The following is a 24,798-nucleotide window of genomic DNA, read 5'->3' as shown; positions in this document are numbered from 1 at the left end:
TTTTCAAGATGAATTGTTGCTTAAATAGACGATGCACTTGTTAATATATGAACGGTAAATTGGTTAACATATTTCAAATGACATACCTTGTAATAAAAAATGACTAGCTATTTATAGCTAGTCATTTAATTTTACTATATAAAATCTATTTCTATAGTGAATTTAATTCACGTTTTTTTGCTAATCTAAATTGATGTAACAACGGTTCAGTATAACCATTTGGTTGTTCTGCACCCGAAAATACTAAAGCACATGCTGCTTCAAAGGCTATGCTATCAGCAAAATTATCACTCATCGCTTGGTATTCGCTATCGTGGGCATTTTGTTGATCAACAATTTTTGCCATTTTCTCCAAACTCTGTTGCACTTGTTCTATGGTGCAAATGCCATGATATAGCCAATTAGCAATATGCTGACTTGAAATACGAAGCGTTGCCCTATCTTCCATTAATCCAACATCATTAATATCTGGTACTTTTGAACAACCAACTCCTTGATCAATCCAGCGTACTACATAACCTAAAATCCCTTGAGCGTTATTATCTAGTTCTTCGCTAATTTCATTCTCTGACCAGTTTGTCTCTTTGGCTAGCGGTATTGTTAGAATATCATCTAGCTTTGCTGGTGTTCGTTGTTTCAACTTTTGTTGTAAAGCAAAAACGTCAACATGATGATAATGAAGTGCATGTAGCGTCGCTGCTGTTGGTGAAGGAACCCAAGCTGTATTTGCTCCGGCTTCTACATGCCCTATTTTTGCAGCAATCATATTAGACATTTGATCTGGAATAGGCCACATGCCTTTTCCTATTTGAGCTTTTTTACTAAAACCACAGGCTAAACCAATGTCTACATTGTTATCTTCATACGCACTGATCCAAGGCGTGTTTTTAATATCTGCTTTTCTGGCCATCGGACCTGCCTTCATAGACGTATGAATTTCATCACCTGTTCTGTCTAAGAAGCCAGTATTTATGAATACCACACGATCTTTTGCTGCATGTATACAGTTTTTTAAGTTAACGCTCGTGCGTCTTTCTTCATCCATAATGCCTATTTTTATGGTGTTATCATCAAGTGATAGTGCTTGTTCAACTCGAGAAAATAACTCATTGGCGAATTTCACTTCCTCAGAGCCATGCATTTTAGGCTTGACGATATAAATAGAGCCTTTGTCTGAGTTGTTTAGTTCATTGTTATTTTTGATATCATGTAAAGCAATTAACGATGTGATCATTGCATCCATGATGCCTTCTGGCACTTCATTACCGTGCTTATCAATAATGGCATTGTTGGTCATTAAATGACCCACGTTACGAACGAACATCAAGCTTCGACCTTTAAGTTTGATGCTATCGCCAGATAAGGTTTGAAAGCTTTTATCCGCATTCATTTTACGTGTAAACTGTTTACCAGCCTTAGTAATGTCACTGGTTAACGTTCCCGTCATTAGGCCAAGCCAGTTTCGATAAGCAAATACTTTATCTTCACCGTCAACGGCGGCAACAGAGTCTTCACAATCCATAATAGTGGTTAATGCTGACTCAACATTAATATCACTTAAACCTGCATCGTCTTCTTTACCTATTGGGCTGTTGGCATCAAAAATTAACTCTAAATGCAGGCCATTATGTTTTAACACGATAGTATCGGGTTTGTTGATCACCCCAGAATAGCCAACAAAACTGTCAGCCTGTTTTAATGAGCTTTGCTGGCCATTTTTTAAACTAACCATCAGTTGTTGGTCACTCAAATGGTACGCAACAACATCTTGGTGACTGCCATGTTCTAAAGGAATTGCTTGATCTAAATAATTTTTTGCGAAGGAAATAACTTTTTTGCCACGAATTGGATTATAACTTGGCGTTTTTTCAGCGCCACCTTCATCACTAATGGCATCTGTTCCGTATAGCGCATCATATAAACTTCCCCAGCGAGCGTTTACTGCGTTTAATGCAAAGCGAGCATTCATAATAGGCACAACAAGTTGTGGCCCTGCAATGGTAGCTAGTTCGTTATCGACATTTTTTGTCGCTATTTGAAAGTCAGCGACTTCTGGTTCTAAATAATTTATTTTTTTTAAGAACGCTTTATAGGCTGAAAATTCAAACTTATCGCCTTGGTTTTGTTGATGCCATTGATCTATTTTATCTTGAATGTCATCACGTTTTGTAAGTAAAAAACGATTTTTGTCACTTAAGTCATCAATAATATTGGCGAATTGCTGCCAAAAATGTGTAGAAGATATTTGAATACCAGGTAATGCTTCTTCTTCAATAAAGTTATAAAGACATTGGCTTACGTGTAGCTTTTCAATGGCAACTCTTGATGACATAAAATCCTCTCTTAATTACGCTGTTTTATGGCTAAGCAATAAAGCTAAAATTACCGTAACGTTATTATATGGTAATAACCGATAATAAATATTAGTGATAATACTAGGGGGGATTATTAATACTGGCAATAGTTGCATGGCTTGAACATATGTTATGACAAAGATTAAGCTAATATTAAAACTATATTTATCTTTTTAAGTTGTTGTTTTTAAATTGTTAAGTTTAATTTTTGTTTGCGAGTATTAATTGTATTGTACTGAATGATAACTGTCATTCACCATATGAATGTTTTGTCTATTTACTATAAGTTATGAGTTAATTGAACGCTTTTAGTAATAGCGGAATGATTAAAGGGCTGAGTATGGCGGTTAATAGTGCTGAAAAGATCAAAGCCAGCGAGCTGTAAGCACAATGTTCAGGTTTATCTTTTGCTAATATGGCTGTACCTATTACATGACTGGCAGCACCAATGGCGAGTCCTTGAGATTTAGCGCAGTGTATGCCTAGTAAATCTAGCCATTTGGGCCCTAATATGCCACCAATAAAACCTGCGATAATAATTGAGAAAGCAGTAATAGAGCTATCGGCAGAGAATTGCTCTGAAAGCGCAATACCGATAGGGGTGGTCACAGATTTTAGTGATAAGGCAATGGCTAAACTAGGTTGGTATATATAAAACATTGTCATAGAAAAGCTAACACAAAGCACCACTAAAACCCCTAAAGACAATACACCTATAATCCCTTGCCAATGGTATCTTATTTGATGCAACTGTTGGTATAGCGGAAAACCTAGCGCAACTATTGCTGGCTCTAATAGCAGCGTAAAAAGTTGGCTAGATTGATGATACTGACTATATGTTATGTTTTGATATAGTAAAAATGGCACTAAGAAGAGAATGGTAATTAACATAGGGTTTAACCAGATAAATTGCCATTTTTGCTGAATTTTCATCGAGAATTGATAGAGAAACAGTGTTATTAGCGTGATAAATATTGCCAATGATACGGTTGAATTTTCTGGTGAAATAATGTCATTAATCATTTAACTATTACCTTTGCTCTGTTGTGCTTTAAATATTTTCTCAGAACACCAGGCAACCACAGTAAGTAAAGTAAATGTTGATACAAATATGATTATTAGGATGGCAATGCCGTGTAGCTTAATCAGATCAAAGTGATTAATGATACCAACGCCTGCAGGTACAAAGCAAACGCCCATATGCCTTACTAGCCACAGGTTTACTTTCTCAACTTTGATAGGTGAAATAATGTTGAAATGTAGCATCAAACAGTAAAAGACCATGCCATATAGACTAGCAGGGACAAAAGGTATGAGAGCATAAGTCAGCTTACCTAAAAGTAAGCTGACTGAAATTGCACAAAGGGTGTAAAGCGCATTTTTCATCATATTAGACAAGTTGCTGCTATTGTAGACCTTGACTTTTTTGGGCAGCAGCAATAACTAATTGCCTAAACCAAACATGGCTTGCATCATGGTGTAATAAAGGGCTCCATATCATTTTAAGCTCGATGTCAGGGATCTCAAATGGTGGCTTTATAATGGTAAAATTAGCATCATTTTTATGTAGCTCTGCCGCTTTAGTTGGTAGGGTTGCAATTAAGTTATCTTCGTAAGCTAATTGCATAGCAACATGATAGTTTCGGGTGAATACTTTAATGTCTCGCTTTTTGCCAAGCCTTGCTAATGCTTCGTCGACCCAACCTAATTTTTGAACGTCTTTTGGGTCCATTCCAACACCAACACCAAAGCCAGTTTTTGATACCCATACATGTTTGTTATTTAAATAAGCATTAAGATTAAATTTACTTACCACAGGGTTGTCGGCACTCACTAAACATGAGAAAGAATCACGCCAGATAGCTTTTTGATGAAACGATTGTGGTAATTCATCAAAGCGGTTAATCGCCATATCAATTTTACCTGCTTCAACATCATGAAAGGTAACATCGCTGGGTGTCATTATGTCTAATGTGATATTAGGGGCAACTTTATTGAGAAGCTTTAAAAGTGTGGGTATTAAGGTTGAAGCGGCATAATCACTTGCCATAATACGAAAAACTCGTTGACTATTGAGTTCATTAAACTCTTCCTCACCTTGAAGTGCTTCTTCAAGCTCTAAAAGGATCTTACGAATGCTAGGAGCTAAGGCTCTTGCTCTTTCTGTGGGTGCCATACCATCAGACGTTCGCACTAAGATAGGATCATTGAACAATGTTCTCAACCGCTTCAAGCCATTACTCATTGCTGGTTGGGTTATATTAAGTTGGCTTGCTGCGCGAGTAACATTTTTCTCGCGTAGTAATACATCAAGATAAATAAGTAAATTAAGATCAATTTTAGAAATATTCATAAATTTAATGGCCAATCAAAAAAGTATAAGTGAAATATATATAAGCGATATTTCCTATGAATACAATTATTTTTACTACAAATCAGCGATAAGCTCGTTAATTACGACTAAAGGCTAATGGGGTTGTATTGCTTATCTTTAGGGAGTCAATGACCCATCAATAGAATACGCTTTGTAAATTTAATAGTATTCATGTTGTGAATGGTGGTAATTGTAATTATATATTTTGAAAATATCACTAATGCGATTATTCTTTTTGTTGTCCGGTATGAAAGCTTACTTTTAAATATTCAAAACGTTTACGTTGAATCAAGGAAGCAAATCAACCAATGCCAATAACTTAAATAAAGAATACAACAACACTTTTGGAGAATGATATGTCTAATTATCAAAGTGCAATTGAAGCAGTTAAAGCCATTAAAGAAAAAGCAGGTAGCTCTTGGGACGCGATTAATCCAGAATCTGTTGCTCGTATGCGTGTGCAAAATCAATTTAAAAATGGTTTAGACATTGCAAAATATACTGCCGATATTATGCGTGCAGACATGGATGCATTCGATGCAGATAATACTAAATACACACAATCTTTAGGTTGTTGGCATGGTTTTGTTGGTCAGCAAAAACTGATTTCTATTAAGAAACATTTTGGTACGACTAAGCGTAGATACTTATACTTATCAGGTTGGATGGTTGCGGCTCTGCGTAGTGAGTTTGGTCCATTACCTGACCAATCTATGCATGAAAAAACCAGTGTTGCTTCATTAGTGAATGAGCTTTACACCTTCTTACGTCAAGCCGACGCTCGTGAGTTAGGCTTATTATTCAGTGCGTTAGATAAAGCAATTGAAGCAGACGATCAAGCAAAAGCGAAAGAAATTCAAGAATCAATTGATAACTTTGAAACCCATGTGGTACCAATTGTTGCCGATATTGATGCTGGTTTTGGTAATGCTGAAGCAACCTACCTTATGGCTAAACAAATGATTGAAGCAGGTGCTTGTGCGCTGCAAATTGAAAATCAAGTGGCTGATGAAAAGCAATGTGGTCACCAAGACGGTAAAGTAACGGTTCCACATGCTGATTTTCATGCAAAAATTCGTGCTTTACGTCATGCATTCTTAGAGTTAGGTGTTGATAACGGGATTATCGTTGCGCGTACTGACTCTGAAGGGGCGGGTTTGACTAAAGAAATCGCTGTAGTGAAAGAGCCGGGCGATCAAGGTGATATCTATAATTCTTACTTAGATGTAGAAGAAATTGATGTGTCACAAATGCGAGAAGGCGATGTGTGTTTAAACCGTGACGGTAAATTAGTACGACCTAAGCGTTTACCTTCAGGTTTATATCAATTCCGTGAAGGCACAGGGCATGAACGTTGTGTATTTGATTGTATTGGTGCGTTAAATGCCGGTGCTGATTTACTGTGGATTGAAACAGCTGTTCCAACAGTGCATGAAATCAAAGGCATGATGGATGATGTACGTAAAGTACACCCCAATGCAAAACTGGTTTATAACAACTCGCCATCATTCAACTGGACACTTAACTTCCGTCAACAAGCCTATGATGCATGGGTTGAAGCAGGTAAAGATGTATCGGCGTATGATCGTGCTGATTTGATGAATGCAAAATATGATGAAACGGAATTATCTGCTGAAGCTGATGAACGTGTACGTACATTCCAAGCAGACACTTCTCGAGAAGCGAATGTATTCCATCACTTAATTACTTTACCTACTTATCACACTACGGCATTGTCAGTTGATAACTTAGCGAAAGAGTACTTCGGTGAAGCAGGGATGTTAGGCTATGTTAAAGGTGTTCAACGTCAAGAAATTCGTCAAGGTATTGCCTGTGTGAAACATCAAAATATGTCAGGCTCTGATATTGGTGATGCACATAAAGAATATTTCGCAGGTGAAAATGCGTTGAAAGCGGGTGGTGCTAAAAACACGTCTAATCAATTTTAAGGCTACTGAATTTTAGGCTTACTGCATGGTAAGTTAATAAGTAGAGTAACGAACGCCAGCCACTAAGTTTTAGTGTCTGGCGTTTTTATCTTTAATATCCAGTATTTTACAGTGAGCTGACCTCTGAACAGTAAAATATTTTTAGCTTAGGAAAAAAAACTTAGCAATCATTTTATTTTAACGTTATAGTCGTTTTGACTTATCGCTATAAAGAAAGTTTTCATATAAAGCGAGTTATCTATGTAAATTAAAGGGTTGAGAGGATATGTCGCAGCTTCGGCAAACAAAGCAATTACTCTTGCTTAATACCAATCTAGAACGATTTTCCACGCTTGAAAAACTATTATCAGAGCAAACAGATATTAAAATCCTCCCTGCTACTTCTACACAAGTGGCCATTGAAACGTTAAAAACCCAATCTGTAGACTTTATTGTTAGTAATATTAATCTTGATAATTTTGACGGATGGCGCTTAGCTCGGATGGTTCGTTCGGGCGTGTTAAAATGTTCATCAGAAACGCCGTTTATTTTAGTTGCCAACACGTGGTGTGAACATATTGCTCGCACAACTGCACGTGAATTTGGCATCAATAAACTGATTGCCTTTTCTGAATGTGAACAATTACCTGACTTGTTAAATAATGACGAACACTTGCCTGTCGCTGATATGAAAAAGGCATCATTGCTCGTAGTTGAAGATAATCAAGATACTCGACAGTTGGTGAACCGTATATTATCGACACGTTTTAATATTGATACTGCGGTTGATGGTGAAGAAGGGTTAACACTGTGGCGTCAAAATGAGTATGATCTTGTACTGTTAGATGTGATGTTGCCAGGTATGAGTGGTAACAATGTTTTAGAAATTATGATGAAAGAACAGCCCTCTCAGTCTGTTGTCATTATGACCGCTAACCATACTATGGAATTAGCTGAAGAATTAATGCTAAAAGGCGCAGCTGATTTTATCACTAAACCTTTTAGAGCTGAACAGTTAAGAGGGGTATGCGAGAGTGCAGCAAGGCGTGATGATTTTATTATTAGTAACAAGCAATTTGCTCATAAAGTAAAATCATTAAACGAATCTAGAGCACAATATCGTAATGTTTTTGAGCAGCATCAACAGCTGTTAGATCAATTAGGCAGTGTAATCATTGAGCTAAATGAACAAGGCGAAATATGCTTTTTGAACAAAGCTTGGGAGAAGTTTACAGGCTATACTATTGATGAATCAAACCAGAAGTCTTTGCTTGATTTTATGGAGAAACCCAGCTCTCCAGGCGCTTATATTTCAAATGAATTAAAAGTGTTACTTTCAGGGAAAACCAGCTCTCATAGTTTTGAATTTAGGTTAAAGAATAAGTTTAATGAAGAACTATGGGTAGAAGCAAAGTTTGATATCAACCTCTCTGAGAGTGAAAAAAATCGTTATATATCAGGTACTATTGATAATGTGACTTCCCGTAAGAAAGCACAAAAAGATTTAGAATATCTAGCGATGCATGATGGCTTAACAGGTTTATATAACCGTGTTTATTTTGAAACTGAACTAAAACAGTTTTCAGCGACTGCTGCACGTGGAAACGGGCCTCATGCTTTATTCTATTTAGATTTAGATCGCTTTAAAGTGATTAATGATACCTTAGGACATCATCATGGTGATGTAGTATTGAGAAATATTTCCTCACTTATTCGTTCTCGCATTCGTGAAGCTGATTTTATTGCCCGGATCGGTGGTGATGAGTTCGCTTTATTGCTACCCAATACCGATATGCAAACCGCATTACTTTTAGCGACTAATATTTGCCAACTACTCGATTCATATAAATGTGAAATAGAGGAACAAATTTTCAAGGTTAATTGTTCTATTGGTATTGCCGAAATTAATGGCAGTGAATTTTCAGCGCAAGATTACATGAAACATGCAGATATTGCTTTGTATGCTGCCAAGAAAATGGGACGAAATACCGCCCATGTTTATAATCAAAACGATATATTAAGTAAAGAGTTACAGGCCAGTTTAGAATGGGCGAGAACCCTTCATCAAGCCGTTGCCGATGATAACCTTATTTTACATTTTCAACCTATTTATCATATTGCGACCAGAGAAATTGCTTATTACGAAGCCTTAGTGAGATTAGAACTAGATAATAAAATTATTATGCCTGGTGAGTTTATTCCTGCTTTAGAGCGAGAGGGGGATATGAGCTTGCTCGACAGGCAAGTGATTAGTAAAGCGATTAGTTACTTGGCTGCACACCCAGGGTTGAATAAAATTGCGATAAACTTGTCTGCTCAAGGTTTTAGTGATGAGCGTTTAATTCCGTTGTTAAAAGATAAATTGCAGCAATATCACATTGAAGCCAGTCGTATTATTTTTGAGTTAACGGAAAGTGCTAGTTTAAGTAATATAGCAGCAACACAAGAGATAATAGAGCAGTTAAGTGCATTAGGTTGTGAATTTTCAATTGATGACTTTGGTACTGGTTTTAGTACCTTCACCTACTTAAAACAATTGCCTGCACAATCAGTGAAAATTGACGGCTCTTTTATTGTTGACTTAGCCAATAACAGCGTTGATTTAGCATTAGTTAAAGCGATTTATGAAGTCGCTAGTGCACTCGATAAGAAAACCGTTGCTGAATTTGTTGAAAATGAAGAAACCTTGACTATATTAGCTGACATAGGTGTAACTTATGCGCAAGGTTATCATTTATGTAAACCAAAGCCAGTACATGAACTATTTAGTAAGGTTAACATTATCAATTAAACAATCGCGAGGGCGTCAATGAGCATTTCTCTGCCAACTAAGGGTGAAATTACTGTACAAAACGAAGAAGAGCACAGTAAAGTCTTAGATAATGCGGATTTAATTATTGAGTATTTGAAGATACTTGAAGTTGAATATGTTTTTGGCGTTCCTGGTGGAGCCATTGAGCCCTTATATAATGCTTTAGCACGCGCGACTGACATCAACGCGCCAAAAGTTGTTGTTGCTAGACATGAAGCGGGTGCCGCCTTTATGGCTGAAGGGTATGCGAGAGAAACGGGTAAACTAGGTGTTTGCTGTGCAACGACAGGCCCAGGCTCAACCAATTTACTGACTGGTGTTGCATCTGCCTATGCTGATAATGTACCTATGCTAGTTATCACCGCACAAACTCCGCTGCCTAAATTTGGTAAAAATGCATTGCAAGAGTCTTCTTGTACAGCAATTGATACCGTGGCTATATTTCGAAAATGTACGCGTTATAGCACCTTGATATCTCATAGCGAGCAAATGAATACCAAGCTCATTGCCGCTTTAATGGCCGCTAATCATACGCCTAATGGCCCCGCTCATATTAGTATTCCTTCAGATATTTTACGTCAAACTGCTATGGGGACTTCACAAGTGAGTATTGGCAGACTCACCCAAGTTGGCACTTTAACGGATAATGCAGCAGTTGAAAAATTAACGCAAATGATGTCAGAAGCGTGGCGTGTAGCGATATTTTTAGGTAAAGGTTGTGGCCCTGCAATTGACGAAATATTGAAATTTTCAGATCTCACCCATGCGCCAATCGTAACAGGTCCTGCGGGAAAGCGCTGGGTCGACGGTTATCATAAACGTTATCGAGGCGTATATGGTTTTGCTGGGCATATAAGTGCGCAAGAAACTTTAGAAGATAAAGAAATAGATTTAGTGATTGCTGTAGGTGCCCCTATAACTGAGTTAGGGACGGGCGGTTGGCAACAGCAATTATTAGGAGAACGATTAGTACATATTGATACAACCGTTGAGCACTTTTCTAGAACACCTATGGCGCAACATCATGTGTGTGGTGATTTAAAGGCTATTTTTCAACAGTTAAATCAGAATATCAGTGAAGGTTTGAAATGGGGAAGATCATGGGGATCTGTCGATGTTATTCAAAAACGCTTTGCAGATAATAAATCTGAAGCCGCTGTGCATGGCTATCAAATTACCTTGAATGACCCGCAAGCTTGCCTATCTGATGCAGTTCCCTTGAAACCTCAGCGTGTGGTAAAAGAATTTTCACAAGCTATCCCTTCACATTTTAGATTACATTTAGATGCTGGTAACACTTGGGCGTGGTTTACTCATTATTTTCATCGTAAAAATGCACAAGGTAACTATCACATTGCGATGGGGTTTGGGTCGATGGGCTGGGCTATTGGTGCTGCGATAGGAAGCACCTTTGGTAGTAAACAACCGTCTGTTTGTATCACGGGTGATGGTAGCTACTTGATGTCAGGCCAAGAAATAACGGTTGCATTACAACATCAATTACCTGTTATATATGTTGTGTTAAATGATAGTGTATTAGGCATGGTTAAACATGGGCAAATTCTTGGTGGTGCAGAGCAAGTTGGTTTTGAACTCCCCGAAATTAATTATGCCAAACTCGCTGAAGCGATGGGGATTGAAGGCATTACAGTGAGAACACCTGAAGAACTCATGGCGATTGATTGGCAACGCCTAGGTAATAAAAAAGCACCAACCATGATTAATTTAGTCATTGATGGCGATGAAATTCCGCCGATGGGGCAACGAGTTAAAGGCTTAGCAGATCAAAACGAATCCGCTACGCCAGGTGGTTAATTATTTATATTAAACGTACAACTCAAGGCGCTTATTTTATTGGGCGTTTTTCGGGAACTTTCTTGGCGCCTTGCCAACATACTCAATATCATCGCAAGCCAACGGTAGGAAGGTGCCAGCAATATTATCGTTTGCTTCAGCAAAACAAGCGTGAACACCTGAGTGAACCCAAGTGCTATAAATCCGATGTATTTCATTGACGCTAAAGCCTTCATCAACTAGAAATGCTGTAACATAACCAACATAGTTCATGTTTTCTTGATAATGCTCTGCTAACGTTTTGTGTATCTCAAAAGCTAAGGTTAAGTGTTCTTTTTCGATAAAGCCTAACGACTTAGAGACTTTCTCCATTGCTTCTACCCTTTCATCGCCTGTGGCAATTGGCCTTGCATAACCTACTATCACTGGTTTATTGCCAGGTTTAGTATATTTACTGGCAAGTTCTTTTTGAATAATGTCTAAAGGTGTCAGTCCTTGTTTTGACCATGCTAATGCTCGAATAATAAATTCTGCCCCACCCGAAATAGAGCCAGGTCCATACATACGTGAATCAGCTGATAATATTCCAGCAGCAACGCCTGCGACTGGCGAACCTTGACTTGTGCCTAGTAAGGCACCATTTTGATTACACCAAATCCTTGAGTCAGGCCAGCTTAAGCAGATAAAACTGGCTTCAAACCAATGTGCCATTTTTTCACTTGGTAATTTACCGGTGACATTTAACACTAAGGTTTGAAAGAAAGACTTTTTGCCGACAAGATCGTCCATCATGGAGAATCCACAATTGTAAATGGCTTCTCCGATACGCCAACCGCCTTTATTTGTTGATATTTTTCCGCGATTTTTTTGCCAAATACTTTTAGATTGGTTTGATTTCATAATCTTCATCTTTTAAAAAGGGAATCTCAGTAATGGGTTTATCAGCGAAGCTAACTCCATGAGCGAAGGCGGTGGGGCTAGCGAGTAATTGAAAAAGTCCTGCTCCGACCCTTGCAGGTATACCAAGGTCAAGTAAAACGCCTGCTACAATTGATGCTAATCGCCAACCACAGTTTTTCTCTGCAGGCAAAGCGTTAATGAATTTTTGGCACCAAGCAAGATATCCGTTATCAGGGCAAGCTTGCATAAACTTATCTTTAACGTCTAATAAAAAAGGAGATTGACCTCTAAAATCAGTACCAAAACCTGGAGCTATAATCCAGTCACCTTCAACATCATCAGGCTTATCAGCTAAGCATTGTTTAGCTACGTTAGCGGCATCTTTATCAACATTACGATGAACAAACCTCATGGCATTTTCCACTTCTTTTGAACCGCCATAATTACCGCTCATTCCCATGATCGCAATCGGGAGGATGTGATTTACGTCAGTTCGACCTACCCCTGCATTGGCGCCTGTTCTTGCTGCTATGGTTCTTGGGCCTTGGTTCATTAAAAATATTGATAATTTTGTGAGTATTTTCTTTTCTATCGCATTGGGTAATTCGCCTTTGAAAATCAAAAAAAGATTATCAATGGGATCACAGTGATCCATTAAATCAAGTACGTTATAACCGTGTGTATAAGTTTGTTGAGCCAAAAACTCATTGTCATCGCTAGGTATTTCTAGCGTAATTCTGCTCTTTATTTTTGTAGAGAACTGTTCATTTCTACTTTCAATATTAACTTTTCTACTATTCATAATAATTACTCATTCAAAGATTTTTACTTAATTGAAGGTAGAAAGAGCGACCTTGAATGGGGTAATCTGATATGGGGCCCATAGCTTCAGGTACTAATGGATGAGAGGGTTCAAATGCTGATTCATCAGTGATGTTTTTGCCAATAAGTGATACTTTCCAGACATGTTCGGCATCAAGATCCCAGTGTAAGGCAACGTCTACAGTAGCATAGTTATCTAATTCAGGACGTGTATCACCAACTTGCCTCGCACGATCTCCAACCCAGTTAAGTTTTGCGTTGAAGTTGAGCGATTCAGTTATTTGGCTATCGTACATTGCGTTAAATAACTGACGAGGCGCCATGATTATAGTTTGCTTTGTTTCATCATCCTCTGAATGTTGCCAAGAGTAATTTAGTTTCCACAATCCTGTGATGTTATTCCAACTTAATTCACTTTCAAAACCATAACCAACTTGACCTCGGGCATTCTGCGCTGTTGTTGTGGTAGTACCTTGATCAGGAACGAACTCAATGAGGTTTTTACTTTCATAAGCAAATACATTGGTAGACCAATTAAAATCTTTTGAGAGCTGTTGGTTAATACTGACTTCAAGGGTATCTATCGTTTCAGGGGATAAACTTGGGTTACCTAAACCTACAGGGTTGTTTATTGCATATAAAGTATCAAAGGCAGGTGCTCTAAATGCTCTGCCATAAAGAAATTTTGAAGAAGTACTCTGTGTCATTTCCCATACTAATGCGAGTCTTGGATTTATAGTTGAACCAAAATCATCGTAATAGTCGTAACGAAGGCCTGCGGTTAACTCCCAATCGTTAGCAAACTTCCATTGATCTTGTAAACTGACATAACTATTGAAACGCTCAACATCTTTGACAAATACATAGGGCGTATTGGTTACGTCTGTTAATATGCCATCAACTACAATAGGTTGACCTGATGAAAAGAGTTGACTGACATGCTCCATATCCAGTACACCAGGGCCAAAGTTTTTTTGTTCACTTGCTGTTAGCTTTCTTTGGGATACCCCGATAGCAACTCTAAATTGATGATCGTTGTAGTGCGAAGAAAGCGCATTAAAATCAATAGAGTTCAAAACCTCTTTCGGTGCAGGGTTTCCCTTTAACCCTTCAGTAAATAAGCCAATACCGACAGGGGAAACTAAGTTCATATTTCCATCTGAACCCAAGGGAATCAGTGCTCCTGCAGGTAATATGGTAAATTCTGCTTTAGTTTCAAGCTGATAATAGTTGTAGAGGACTTTCGCATCCCAGCCTGATAATTGCCAGTCGTATGCAAGGTCAAATTGATAAATATTTGTGTTTTGTGTGCCTGAGGGGTCAAGTGCTTGTGCTGCTCCAAGGCCTTGCCCTGCATCATCGTTGTTCCAATACCAAAAGTTAGCGTTTAGTTGCTCGGTAGCAGCAGATAGCCTGACATCTAAAATATTATAGTTAGTTGATACTGGGGCTGGCGTTAATGAAGCGTTTGTGCCTAATGTGTCATCAAAGATTGATTGTAAATCTCTACTTATTATACGATCTTCATCACCATCACCTTTTAAACTTTCTATGGCGATACCAAAATTGACGTGCTCAGATGAGAAAGAGTTTTTGTACCATGCATTTGAAGAGTTAAAGCTGCCATAGCTGATGCCATAACTGCTTTTTTCTAGTGCGGTGATATCTTGGGTGATTACGTTAATTACGCCTGAATAAGCATCAGCACCATATACAGCAGAACCTGGTCCTCGAATAACTTCAATTCGTTCTATAGTATGCACTGGCATTTGAAAGGTTTCAGGCCGAGCACCTGTGTATTCTTCTCTGACCGGTAAACCATTAATTAAAAAGAGTACTTGAGGGTTTTGATCGGTATGAATGCCACGAATCGAAAATGAATTATTCATACGATTAAAAGGTGAAGGGTAAACGTGTAAACCAGGAACATTTTCTAACGCTTCGGCTACGGTTTTTGCACCCATATGTGCTATTTGCGTTGCTGAAATTACCGTGGCAACAGAAGGCGCTTTTTTTATAAGTACTTTATTACCTGTCGCAATGCTGACAAACTCTTCGTCGCCATAAAAGTCAGCTAGGCTGTCTTCGCTGTCTTCTGAAAAGTACTCCTCAGGAAGGAACGATACGGTTTGATAATTTTTGCTCAGGACCGTGGTTGAAGATAATGATAGTGCCGTTAGTATTGATAAAGAGATATATTTCATTGAAATAGACATTTGTACTCTCCGTTTATTATTTTGTATCACTAATTTCATGTTCATCCCAAACTAAGGGAATTTTAACGCTAAAAGTTGAACCGACATTGACTTCACTTTTGACGGTAAGTTGGCCGCCCATAAGCTGGCAAAAGTTTTGTGTTATGGCCATGCCTAAACCTGTGCCTTCAAATTGTCTTGTTTGACTTCCGTCTACTTGAGTGAATTGCTCAAAAATATAATCAAGCATGTCTTTGGCGATGCCTACACCTGTATCTTGTACCGAGAAATAAAGAAATGATAAGTCATTATAGATATGAAAGGTTATTTCACCGTTTTTAGTGAATTTACAGGCATTACTCAATAAATTTAAAAATATTTGCATTAGCTTTTGTCGGTCGACAAATAATGTGCTAGCTAACTCTCCGGTAGTCATGTTTAATGTATTATTGTTCGCAGCAGCCATTGGCGTTACCGTTTCAATAGTTTCAGCTAATAATTGCTTAATACTTGTCTCTTTAGCATGAAGATCCATTCTACCTGCTTCTATTTTAGCTAAATCTAAAATATTGTTTATTAATGCAAGTAGAGTATTAGCGCTGCGAATACTTCTGTTAAGATCTTCAACTTGGGTGTCCATGCACTCTAACTCTAAATCTTCTCGTACTAAATCAGTGTAACCGATTATAGCTTGCAGCGGAGTTCGGAGTTCATGGCTTATATTGGCTAAAAATTCAGACTTATGACGACTCGCTGTTAAAGCGCCATCTCTTGCGACAACAAGTTCTTGTGTACGTATTTCTACTTCAGATTCTAGTGTATCTCTGCTCTTGGCTAATTCAGCATTTTGCACTTCTAAAATTGTCATCAGTTGATTGTAGGCATGGGCAATCTGCCTAAGTTCAAGAGCGCCTGCTACTTGGGCTTTAGGGTATAGCCCTGTTTCGCGAGCGCTTTCCATTGTTTGTGAAATTGCCAGTAAAGGTTTAGTCATACGAGTAATAATAATACGCATAACTAAGGCAAGAATTAATGCGATAATTGAGCCTGTAACAATATTACTGATGAAGATAGTACGTTGTATTTTATGTAACTCTTTTTTACTGTACTCAACTAATACATAGCCGATTAGCTCTTGTTGTAGCGTTTCATTATCGGGTTCAATCAGTTCATCGTCGTATTGTTCATCTTGCAAGTAAACGGGAGAACTAAACACCCAAAACATATCTGATTCATGAACAAGTTGACTAATACTTTTAAGCGCATTGATATCTGAAACAACGTTTTTTAAGGACATGTTTTCTGAGGATAACAATACCTCACCGTCGGTATTTAATATAGAAACTGCCATTATAGGCCTAAAGCCTAGGGTATTGGTTACGGCTTCGTTAGCATTTTCAATACTGCCAGTTACTAACGCCAGAACACTTTGCTCAGCAAAATTATGGGTGATTTGTAAACCATTTTCTATGGTTGCTTCGCTAATGGTTTTACTACTTTGCCAAGCGGTTAAAGCCGAAGTTGTTAAAGCAAGGATAATAACTAACAATAAAAATAAACTAAGTAGCTGACTCTTAAAGCTTCTTTTATAGGGAAATAAGTAAGAAAGTTGCATCAGTACTACTTAGGAAAAGTGAGTTTAAAGGTTTCTTGCTGCTTACTACTATACTTAAAACCTAAATGAGCAGCAGTTCTTAAATTGATAGCGAGTAAAGTGGACTTTAACGGGGAAAAGTTTTTCTGCATGGGTTGCTTTGAAAGTTCGTTTACCATAGTAAAAAGTTGTGTCCCCATAGAGAAATTATCAGGGTAGGTCGAGAATAATACGCCACGTTTTGCGTGAGAAGGTTTACTTGAGAACACCACCACTTCTTTTGACCACGATTTTTCTAAAATTAGAGGTAAAGTTACTTTGTCGTTTGAGGCTATCCTATCTACAGGAAGCCAAATAGCATCTTTATTTGAAATATCTGAATTAAACAGGTTTTTGTAATATGTAAACGCTTCCTTAGTGGTTGTTACTTTGTGAGTATTTAATGACAGCCCTTTACTGTGTGCTGCTTTTCTGGCGATATCAACTAACCATTCACTTTGTTTGCTATACGCAAAATGAATATTTTGCACCGTAGGGGCAACTTCTGTTAAGTAATCAAAAAGTGCAGAGGGAGCGGTAATAAGACTGATACCAGATAAGCCATTTGGACTGATGGGTAGTGCGCCCGATACTATATGAAATGTAGGTTTACCATTGTCTTCTTTGTATTGATAAAGCCCTTTAGCTAACTTCCAGCCAAGTCGACCTAACACTATCGCTTTGGTGATACCGTTTTTTTTGAGGTCATTAGCAATGGCTTCACTGTCAAAGCTCTTCTCTAAAATAATGCGTTCAAAGACAATTCTTTGTGACGACATGTTAGCTTTGCTGTCAATGCCTTCAATAATTTCTTGATAAATAGTGCGATAAGGTTCTTTTGAGCGAGGATAAAATATTGCTATTGATTGTATAGGTGTTTGTAATGATTTTGTTTCATCCGCCATTGCTACGTTCACATAGGAAGTAACCCATGACACAAGACAGGTAAAATAGAGCGTAATTGAAAAGAGCTTTCTCAAGGGATTACTTTTCAACGAATGAAACCTAATATTACTAAGATAATGTTTAGTATACACTTATAAAGAAAAGGGTCAAAAGTAGCTTGACTACTTTTGACCCTTTTTTAATTAGTTTTAGGCTTTTATGACAAAGAAATAACGTTGTGATTAAAAATTATAAACTAACGTTAATGACGTTTCAGTGTTGGTATTTTCAAACTCTGGGGCTACTTCTGTGTCGTAATCGATACGAAGAGCAAACTTAAGCTGCATTGATTCAATTAATTTCGTCGTAATTGAAGTTTCAGATTGATAAACACTGTTCTTGCCTGATTCAAAGGTTTGCTTAGCGACTAAGTATTGCTTGAATTCAACAAACTCATTAATTTTAGTGGTGTATAACGCTTGTGCTTGTAATATGAAGTTTGTCTCTTCTGTTTGAAGCTCTGTGTCAGTGGCACGAATTACATCATATTTTACACCCGGACCAATATCTGCAAAGAGTGAACTGGTTTCAGTATCAATCCAGTGACGACCCCAACCCGCAGATAAAGAACTTTGACTTTCAAAACCGCTGAATTTATCTTGCTGGTAGCCTAAGTTACCGTATAAATAGTTTTTGCCATTTTCATGTAAAGTATAGTTAGTTTGGGCTTTTAAATCCCACTTGTTATCCGTGGTAACAAACTCTTTATCGCCAGTCTCTTCATCTTTTTCTTCAAGTTTTTTTGCTAGTGCATTAATAGCAAAAAGGTTAGTCCATTGGTCTTTCTTATGCTTAAGGTTAAAACCTGCTTTAATGTCGCCACTTTTGGTGTTACCTGATTTGAACAAAAAGCCAAGCTCAGCTGACATGGTTAATTCTGAGGCTTTCTTTTCTTCAGCAAAAGCTGTTTGGCTAGCAAGTGGCAGTAAGCACAGGGCGGTTATCGCTAATTTTGATTTCATGATCATCCTTTACAATTTGATGTGTGGTGCAACTCCCCTTTGAAATACGATCTAGTCAATAATAATCAAATGGGAGTAGAGAATAATTTGACGCGATTCTAACAAATTTTTAACACCAGCTGTGCATTTTTTGTAAAGTTTTCTCACTTTTTTAAAATAACCTAGTAGATGAAAGATCTTACTGAATAGCGACTATAACAAAGATTACTTTCATCTTTACTTTTTAGGTTATTAGAACCTATTGACCTTTGTTGATACTTTTCATTGCTCGGCAGAATGATTAAACATGGATAAATACGCCTAAGCTTTATTTAATAGAATGGTATCACCATCTGAAAGTCCTGAAATAACATTGACTTGATTGATGCTGACTTGATTACCCACGCGAATAAAACGCTTTTGCTTAACGCCATTTTCTAATAACCATACAAAATCTAATTGGCCAATTCGGGTTATACTCGCCTTTGGTATAATTATCTTTTTACTAAAATCAGCAGGAATAAGCATACGGGCGTACATACCGGGTAATAATCCTTGTTGATAATCAATACTCACTTTCACTAAAAAACTGCGTGAGCCAGTATTTGCTGCTGGTACAATTTCTTCGACTTTACCTTGAAGTACTTTCATTAAACTCAGTAATTCAACATTAATGGTTTGTCCAGGTTTTAATGTTAGGGCACTGGCTTCTCTTACTTGCGCTTCTACTCTCAACGACACGGGGTTATATAAAGTCAGTAACTTAGTACCAGGTTGTGCGGTATTACCAGGTTCGGTAAAGCGATCAACCACTTTCCCTGAAATAGGCGACTTAATAGTGGCATAACTTAAAGTCGTTTCTGCTTGCGCTTTACTTTGTTCTGCTGCGGTAAGCTCGGCGCTAATACTGTCAAAATTAGCTTTTGCTTTATCAAGATCGAACGCAGAGGCAATTTTTTTATGGTATAACTCTTTAGCGCGATTGAAGTTCGCTTGTGCTTCTTCTACTCTGGCATTAATTGATGATATTTGCTGCTCAGCTTCTTTTACTTTCGCTAATAGATCGCTTTTCTCTAACTCAATTAAAATGTCGCCTTGTTTAACTTCATCACCAGCTCTTACATATACTTTTGCTACCCTTGCCAGCATTCGTGAAGAAATAGTTGTGCTTTGTTTAGCAACCAAACTCGCAGCAACGCCTTCAATATTTTGCGTTACTTTGCTTTGTACAGTTAAGATGTTTTCTTTATCAATAACGCTCTTAGCTTGAATAGGCAATGTTGCAGGTGCTACTTGTTCATTAAAAAAGCCTGCTAACCACGCTACCATTAAGAGTAAAATAATTAACGCGAGGCTAGGTATTAACCATGATGTTTTTTTAGTTGAGCTTGGTGATTTTGAGTTTTGTGCTGTCATGTTACACCTTTTGCGTGTCAGTAATTTTTGATACGGGTTGGTTTTCTACGTGTGCGGTTTTGTTATCAGCTTTATCAAATACTAATGAGTAGACAATAGGCACAACTAACAAGGTAAATATGGTAGAAGAAATAATGCCAAAGATAATGGCGATAGCAAGACCACTAAACACAGGATCTAACGTGATAATTAAGTTCCCTAATAATGTGGTTCCTGCGGTTAATAACACAGGGCGCATACGTACAGCCCCTGCTTGTAATAATGACTCTTTAATGGTCAGCCCTTGTTGTTGGGCTTGGTTAATAAACTCAATTAAAATAAGAGAGTTACGTACAACGATGCCTGCAAGTGCAATCATGCCAATCATGGCTGTTGCGGTGAAAAGTACGGGCTCAGGTGCACCAGCGATTTCTCTTTCGCCGAATTGATTCAATAAGAAAAAGCCTGGCATGATACCAATAACCGTTAAAGGAATGGCTGACATAATGATGCCAGACAATGCCGCCGAGCCAGTTTGAATACGCAGTACGATAAATATAGCGGTTAAAGCAAAGGCAAAGGCTAACCCCATATCACGAAATACTCTAATGGTAATGCGCCACTCACCCTCGCCACTAAACGATAAGTTGATATCTTCAGGTAATTGCCAATACTGTTTAGCACCGCTGGTTAAGAATGTTCGCGATGACCAATGCGGGGAGGTTTCATTAACTTGAGTTGAGGTTTTTTCATTAAGAATATGCGCTGGCTGCAAGTCACTGGTGATATCTGCAATAACTTCTGCAGGTGTTCTACCTGATATATCGGCGGTAACGTACACAACCGGTTTTAAGTCTTTGCGAAAAATAACGTTATCACTAACAGATTTTTCAAATTGACCTAACTCACCTAGTGACACAATAGACTGTGGTGCCATATCTATTCCTTGTGGAGTTTGGCTTTGCACTATACCTGCTTCGCCTTTTACCGTTATGCTAGATAAGCTGGATAATGTTTCTCGCTCATCAAGGGCGAGCTTTAATTTAATTGCAAGTGGTGTGGCTTCTTGCTCTAAGTGCAAATAACTAACGACTTCACCTTGGTTAGCAATATTGAGTACTTGATTAATATTTTGTGTTGAAACACCAGATAAGGCCGCCTTAGTTTTATCGGTGACAAAGCGCTGTAGTGTTTGTGCATCACCCACGGTGGTATCAACTTCTACCACATGTGGCTCTGCTTTTAGTCTTGTGGCTACGGTTTTTGAAGCATGTCGTAATGCATCGTAATCGGTAAACTCATTGCCATATACTTCAGCAACTAAAGTACTTAATACCGGTGGGCCAGGTGGTACTTCAACCACTTTTATGTTGATGTTGCCTGATTCGAGTGTTTTGTTTAGTGGAGCCAGTAAAGCACGTAAACGCAAAACAATTCCGTGCGATTGATGCTCTCGCTCACTTTTATCTAATAAGGTTAATCGCAAATCGGCTAAATTGTTGGCATGACGCTGATAATATTGCCTAACCATTCCGTTAAAATCAATCGGAGAGGGCAGACCTACATAGCTTGCAATGGCGACAACTTCAGGTAATTGTTGAGTTATAAGTGAGACTTTTTTAGCCATGGCAGCCGTTTGCTCAAGGCTTGCAGATTCAGGCATATCGATAATAATTTGTACTTCATTTTTATTATCATAGGGTAATAGTTTAAGCGGAACGAGCCTAAGTACGGGTAACATTGCGGCAAGTATAAATAAGGCTAGCACTAACCAAAGTGCAGTTTTTCCTTTGCGTTTATCGTCAAGTAGGGGCGTTAATATTTTACGATAAAAGCGCGTAAAACCTGTTTGTTCCACTGAGGTGTTAACGGCTGAATTATCTTGCTTGGGGGCTTTGATAAATTTGGCTGCCAGCCAAGGCGTCACTAAAAAGGCAACAAGCGTTGAGCTAATTACACTTAAAGGTACGTTAAATGCCATCGGCGCCATGTAAGGACCCATCATGCCTGTTATAAAGGCTAGGGGTAAAAAAGCTAACACTATGGTGATAGTCGACATAAATAAGGGCACGCGAATTTCATTGATAGCGCCAACAATGTTATCGGTGAGAGAGGCTTTTTTTCGTTTTAAATAGCGCTCGATATTATCAACGCCCGTAATAGGATCATCAACTAATAAGCCTAAAGACAAGATAAGAGCGAAGAGGGTGACACGGTTTATGGTGTAACCAAAGGCTAAATCTAAAGCGAGCGTGATGCCATAGCAAATAGGCACGGCAAGCCCAACCACAACTGCTGAGCGCCAGCCTAGAAAAACCCCTATAAAAACCACCACAGTAAATACTGCAAAGGCAAGACTTGTTGTTAAGTTATTGACCTTTTCGTTGGCAGTTTGGCCATAATCTCTCAATGTGACCAGCTGTACTGATTCGGGAAATATTTTCTCTTGCAAATCAGCCATGACTTGATGCACGGATTTAGCCACAGAAACGGCATTACTGCCCGCTTGTTTCGCGATACTTAAGGTGACTAATGGGTTATCACTTGATGCTTGTTGTTGAACATTTGCAGCAAAATCTATCCATGAGTAATGATTTTGCTCACTAGGGCCATCGGTAATTGTGGCGACATCTTTTAGCATCACCACACTACCATCAATAACACTAATTGGCGTTGAAGCTAAGCTTGCTGTATCGCGATAAACATCTCCACTTTGTAGGGCAACACTTTCATTTTCTAGGGCAATATTTCCAATATGGGATAATTGATTTGATGATTGAATAGCTTGAACAATTTCTTGCATTGATAACTGCCTAGCAGCCAATTGCTCGGGTATAACATTAATTTGAATTTCTCTTGTTCTACCGGCAGTAATGTTTACTTCACTGGTATTTTCAATAGCCTGTAGATGAATAGAGACTTCTTCAGCTAGGCGCCTTAGTGTAAAGTCATCGACTTTTTTGCTATCAGAACTCCACAGTCCCAACATTAAAATAGGTACATCGTCTACTTCTATGGGTTTAACTTGCCAATGCTGAACAATTGCAGGAATTTTATCGGTGTTTGAGTGGAGTTTATTATAAGTGTTTAATAACGAACGCTCTCTACTTTCACCAACATGAAACCTTAAGGTCACAACCGCTTGGCTTTCTTTACTGACCGAATAAATGTGTTCGACACCATTAACCTGAGCAAGTAATTTTTCTAGTGGTGTAGTCACTAAGCGTTCTATTTGTTTGGCACTGACCCCAGGTGCTTGCACCATAACGTCTATCATAGGGACAACAATTTGCGGCTCTTCTTCACGGGGAGTAAATTTTAGTGCCAACATGCCGGCAATAATCGATAAAATCAGCACAAATAGTGGTAACTTACTTTGTAGTACATAAGCTAAAAATCTACTTGTTGTATTAGTGGCTGTATTCATATCATGTTCACTATGGTTAAGATTTTTGAAAATAATTAATGATGTAAGATGCTAACTAATCAGCTTTATGGCAAAACTTTTCTTGCAAAATAACCAGCAGTTCTTTGATTTGTTCATTGGCGACGCGGTAGTAAATAGTTTGGGATTCACGACGTGTTGATACGATATTACTTTCTCTTAATTTAGCTAAATGTTGGGATAACGCAGATTGCGATAAATCAATTTGCTCATTTAATTCACTTACTGTGAGCTCATGCTCGCTGATACAACATAAAATCATTAACCGATAAGGGTTTGATAGTTTTTTAAGCATGTCAGCGACTTGTATCGCATTCTGTTTAAGTTCTTGTTGTTCGGTGTTCATCGATTAACGCTCAACATAATGGTTATTTAATTTTTATTAAGTTTATAGTTGTTTTCTAAATTAGTAAAGGCTAATATATAAAATATTAGAGATTGCTAATGTAATGGTGATAAGTTTTTTTGCCTATAACTAAGTTTAATTTTCAGGCTAATAGCTGAGCTATTGATAGGTTAAAACGGCACTATAAATATTAGTCAAAACTAAGCTATATATAAGCTAAAACTAAGCCATGCCTAAACGAGGAGTACTACTATGACAGTAAATGAAGCACTAAGATTGATCGCAGGTATTATGATTTTGTTGTCGCTATACTTAGCGGTGAATATTTCAATGAACTGGTTATGGTTCACGGTTTTCATTGCCGTTAATTTAATTCAATCATCATTTACTAAGTGGTGCTTAATGATGACTATTTTGAGAAAGCTTGGCTTACAAGAAAGTCGTAATTGCAGTTAATGTCTTAAGATTGAAATACAGAGCTTACTCTGTAAGTAAGGAAAATAATTATGTTAAAAACTATCCCTGAAATTGTTGCCACGATTAAAGCTGAAATTACGATTGTAAATGCTGAAAAAGCAGCGGCTGATTGCCAACAAAATGACGGCATAATCATTGATGTGAGAGAGCCAGCAGAATTTGCGCAAAAATCAGCAAACAATGCGATTAATATTCCACGTGGGTTATTAGAAATGCAAGTGCTGCAAAAGTTCCCTGATGCGGACAAACCGATTTACTTGCATTGCGCAACAGGTGCTAGAGCATGTTTTGCTGCTGAGCAGCTTAAGCGTGTAGGTTACGAGAATGTGTTTGTTATTACCTGTCAATTAGAGGATATTTGTCAGGCGTGTGAATAATTCGATATGTAATAACTCGATATGTAATAGCGAGAGATGTTTAGAGTAAGGGGGAGGCTA

General features: G+C 38.1%; 18 protein-coding genes. 5 read left to right on the top strand and 13 right to left on the bottom strand.

Going from position 1 to position 24,798, the window contains the following annotated elements; all coding sequences use genetic code 11:
- Positions 1 to 151: 151 nt before the first annotated feature.
- The 4 genes from D1094_RS00265 to D1094_RS00250 form a co-directional block, all read right to left on the bottom strand.
- Positions 152 to 2,332 (bottom strand): malate synthase G, encoded by a 2,181-nt coding sequence (locus tag D1094_RS00265; protein ID WP_118958091.1) that lies wholly within the window; start codon positions 2,330 to 2,332, stop codon positions 152 to 154.
- Positions 2,333 to 2,648: 316 nt separating this feature from the next.
- Complete coding sequence (locus tag D1094_RS00260; RefSeq protein WP_118958090.1) at positions 2,649 to 3,377, bottom strand: LrgB family protein; 729 nt, start codon at positions 3,375 to 3,377, stop codon at positions 2,649 to 2,651.
- On the bottom strand, positions 3,378 to 3,743 hold the full coding sequence (locus tag D1094_RS00255; protein WP_259337804.1) for a CidA/LrgA family protein: 366 nt from the start codon (positions 3,741 to 3,743) through the stop codon (positions 3,378 to 3,380).
- 16 nt (positions 3,744 to 3,759) lie between these two features.
- A complete protein-coding gene (locus tag D1094_RS00250; RefSeq protein WP_118958089.1) occupies positions 3,760 to 4,707 on the bottom strand; it encodes a LysR family transcriptional regulator in 948 nt (315 codons plus the stop codon).
- Between the two features lie 377 nt (positions 4,708 to 5,084).
- Between D1094_RS00250 and D1094_RS00245 the strand changes: the two genes are divergently transcribed.
- The 3 genes from D1094_RS00245 (at position 5,085) to D1094_RS00235 (ending at position 11,283) form a co-directional block, all read left to right on the top strand.
- Complete coding sequence (locus D1094_RS00245) at positions 5,085 to 6,677, top strand: isocitrate lyase (RefSeq protein WP_118958088.1); 1,593 nt, start codon at positions 5,085 to 5,087, stop codon at positions 6,675 to 6,677.
- Positions 6,678 to 6,942: 265 nt separating this feature from the next.
- Positions 6,943 to 9,447, top strand: coding sequence for an EAL domain-containing protein (locus tag D1094_RS00240; protein ID WP_118958087.1), 2,505 nt, complete (start codon positions 6,943 to 6,945; stop codon positions 9,445 to 9,447).
- 18 nt (positions 9,448 to 9,465) lie between these two features.
- The gene (locus D1094_RS00235) at positions 9,466 to 11,283 is read left to right on the top strand and encodes a thiamine pyrophosphate-binding protein (protein WP_118958086.1); all 1,818 of its coding nucleotides are present in this window, start codon (positions 9,466 to 9,468) and stop codon (positions 11,281 to 11,283) included.
- 36 nt (positions 11,284 to 11,319) lie between these two features.
- On the opposite strand, the gene D1094_RS00230 is transcribed toward D1094_RS00235, so the two are convergent.
- From D1094_RS00230 to D1094_RS00190, 9 genes are all read right to left on the bottom strand, one after another.
- On the bottom strand, positions 11,320 to 12,162 hold the full coding sequence (locus tag D1094_RS00230) for a hypothetical protein (protein WP_118958085.1): 843 nt from the start codon (positions 12,160 to 12,162) through the stop codon (positions 11,320 to 11,322).
- Positions 12,143 to 12,964, bottom strand: a complete 822-nt coding sequence (locus tag D1094_RS00225) for a hypothetical protein (protein WP_118958084.1) — start codon at positions 12,962 to 12,964, stop codon at positions 12,143 to 12,145. The genes D1094_RS00230 and D1094_RS00225 overlap by 20 nt, the downstream gene beginning before the upstream one ends.
- Positions 12,965 to 12,977: 13 nt before the next feature.
- A complete protein-coding gene (locus D1094_RS00220) occupies positions 12,978 to 15,200 on the bottom strand; it encodes a TonB-dependent siderophore receptor (RefSeq protein ID WP_182440054.1) in 2,223 nt (740 codons plus the stop codon).
- 16 nt (positions 15,201 to 15,216) lie between these two features.
- Positions 15,217 to 16,794 carry a HAMP domain-containing sensor histidine kinase gene (locus tag D1094_RS00215; RefSeq protein ID WP_118958082.1) on the bottom strand — a complete coding sequence of 526 codons (1,578 nt, stop codon included), beginning with the start codon at positions 16,792 to 16,794 and terminating at the stop codon, positions 15,217 to 15,219.
- A gap of 5 nt (positions 16,795 to 16,799) precedes the next feature.
- Entirely contained in the window at positions 16,800 to 17,729 is a 930-nt protein-coding gene (locus tag D1094_RS00210; protein ID WP_147361037.1) for an ABC transporter substrate binding protein, read from the bottom strand.
- Between the two features lie 210 nt (positions 17,730 to 17,939).
- Positions 17,940 to 18,719 carry a YdiY family protein gene (locus D1094_RS00205; RefSeq protein WP_118958080.1) on the bottom strand — a complete coding sequence of 260 codons (780 nt, stop codon included), beginning with the start codon at positions 18,717 to 18,719 and terminating at the stop codon, positions 17,940 to 17,942.
- Between the two features lie 300 nt (positions 18,720 to 19,019).
- Complete coding sequence (locus D1094_RS00200; RefSeq protein WP_118958079.1) at positions 19,020 to 20,114, bottom strand: efflux RND transporter periplasmic adaptor subunit; 1,095 nt, start codon at positions 20,112 to 20,114, stop codon at positions 19,020 to 19,022.
- Between the two features lies 1 nt (position 20,115).
- Positions 20,116 to 23,520, bottom strand: a complete 3,405-nt coding sequence (locus tag D1094_RS00195) for an efflux RND transporter permease subunit (RefSeq protein ID WP_118958078.1) — start codon at positions 23,518 to 23,520, stop codon at positions 20,116 to 20,118.
- Positions 23,521 to 23,575: 55 nt separating this feature from the next.
- Positions 23,576 to 23,884 carry a metalloregulator ArsR/SmtB family transcription factor gene (locus D1094_RS00190; protein WP_118958077.1) on the bottom strand — a complete coding sequence of 103 codons (309 nt, stop codon included), beginning with the start codon at positions 23,882 to 23,884 and terminating at the stop codon, positions 23,576 to 23,578.
- 252 nt (positions 23,885 to 24,136) lie between these two features.
- On the opposite strand from D1094_RS00190, the gene D1094_RS00185 reads away from it, so the two are divergent.
- Together D1094_RS00185 and D1094_RS00180 are read left to right on the top strand one after the other, a co-directional pair.
- Positions 24,137 to 24,340 carry a DUF2892 domain-containing protein gene (locus D1094_RS00185; protein ID WP_118958076.1) on the top strand — a complete coding sequence of 68 codons (204 nt, stop codon included), beginning with the start codon at positions 24,137 to 24,139 and terminating at the stop codon, positions 24,338 to 24,340.
- A gap of 50 nt (positions 24,341 to 24,390) precedes the next feature.
- Complete coding sequence (locus tag D1094_RS00180; RefSeq protein WP_118958075.1) at positions 24,391 to 24,738, top strand: rhodanese-like domain-containing protein; 348 nt, start codon at positions 24,391 to 24,393, stop codon at positions 24,736 to 24,738.
- Positions 24,739 to 24,798: the final 60 nt, after the last annotated feature.

The sequence above is a fragment of the Colwellia sp. RSH04 genome, from assembly GCF_003545765.1.
Lineage (GTDB): Bacteria > Pseudomonadota > Gammaproteobacteria > Enterobacterales > Alteromonadaceae > Colwellia.
Note: the sequence above shows the minus strand (reverse complement) of the source record. Positions and strands in the feature narration are given on the sequence as shown.